Origin of the sequence: Mesorhizobium sp. M7A.T.Ca.US.000.02.2.1 (genome assembly GCF_003996995.1) — a bacterium.
Lineage (GTDB): Bacteria > Pseudomonadota > Alphaproteobacteria > Rhizobiales > Rhizobiaceae > Mesorhizobium.
The window spans coordinates 1-1,551 of the sequence record NZ_RZTT01000724.1; the positions used below are offsets into that span (position 1 = coordinate 1).

The 1,551-nt window shown below is 64.2% G+C and carries 1 protein-coding gene; it reads left to right on the forward strand.

What is annotated here, in order from left to right; all coding sequences use genetic code 11:
* Window positions 1-265: 265 nt before the first annotated feature.
* Window positions 266-1,551: class II fumarate hydratase (gene fumC, locus EOD15_RS34000; RefSeq protein WP_127409286.1), on the forward strand; the 1,286-nt coding region annotated here is incomplete at its 3' end.

A 1,551-nucleotide genomic window follows, 5' to 3' on the forward strand; every position in this document is an offset into this window, starting at 1 on the left:
GGCGGGGTGAGCTGGTTTTCTCCCTCCTTGGGGGAGATGGCCGGCAGGCCGGAGGGGGTCGCCTCGCGTGGAGCGCCAGCCTCTTCCGGCGGCGATAAGAGGTCACGCCCGGTCGAACCGACCCCCTCTGTCGCCTTCGGCGACATCTCCCCCTCGAGGGGGGAGATCACCTTCAACCGATTTGCATACTTGCCGCCCGCAATCTCCGCTTGAAGCCGTTTGTGCAACGCGATACGCCGTTGCCGACTTCGACAAGGAGAGACCCGTGACCGCTGCAAATACCAGAACCGAAACCGACACGTTCGGTCCCATCGAAGTTGCCGCCGACCGGTACTGGGGCGCGCAGGCGCAGCGTTCGCTCGGCAATTTCAAGATCGGCTGGGAGAAGCAGCCGGCGTCGATCGTGCGCGCGCTGGGCATCGTCAAGCGGGCGGCGGCCGAGGCCAATATGGAGCTCAAACGCCTTGATCCTTCGATCGGCAAGACCATTGTCGAGGCGGCGCAAGAGGTCATCGACGGCAAGCTCGACGACCATTTCCCGCTGGTGGTCTGGCAGACCGGCTCGGGCACACAGTCCAACATGAACGCCAATGAGGTGATCTCCAACCGGGCGATCGAGATGCTGGGCGGCGTCATGGGCTCCAAGAAGCCGGTGCATCCCAACGATCACGTCAATATGAGCCAGTCGTCGAACGACACCTATCCGACGGCCATGCACATCGCCTGCGCCGAACGCATCGTGCACGATCTGCTGCCGGCGCTGAAGCACCTGCACAAGGCGCTCGCCGCCAAGAGCAGAGAGTTCAATCACATCATCAAGATCGGCCGCACGCACACGCAGGATGCCACCCCGCTAACGCTTGGCCAGGAGTTTTCGGGCTATGCGGCGCAGGTCGCCTCGTCGATCAAGCGCATCGAGCTGACATTGCCCGGCCTGCAGGAACTGGCGCAGGGCGGCACCGCCGTCGGCACCGGCCTCAACGCGCCGGTCGGCTTCGCCGAAAGGGTGGCGGATCGTATCGCCAGCATTACGGGCATCGCCTTCGTCACCGCGCCGAACAAATTCGAGGCGCTGGCAGCTCATGATTCCATGGTGTTCTCGCACGGCGCCATCAACGCGGCGGCCGCCGCGCTGTTCAAGATCGCCAACGACATCCGCTTCCTCGGCTCCGGCCCGCGTTCGGGCCTCGGCGAACTGTCGCTGCCGGAAAACGAGCCGGGCTCGTCGATCATGCCGGGCAAGGTCAATCCGACCCAGTGCGAGGCGATGACGCAGGTCTGCGTGCAGGTGTTCGGCAACAATGCGGCGCTCACCTTCGCCGGCAGCCAGGGCCATTTCGAGCTCAACGTCTACAACCCGCTGATGGCCTACAACTTCCTGCAGTCGGTGCAGCTGCTCTCCGACGCCTCGGTTTCCTTCACCGACAATTGCGTCGTCGGCATCGAGGCGCGCGAAGACAACATCAAGGCGGCACTCGACCGATCGCTGATGCTGGTGACGGCACTGGCGCCGACCATCGGCTACGACAATGCCGCCAAGATCGCCAAGAC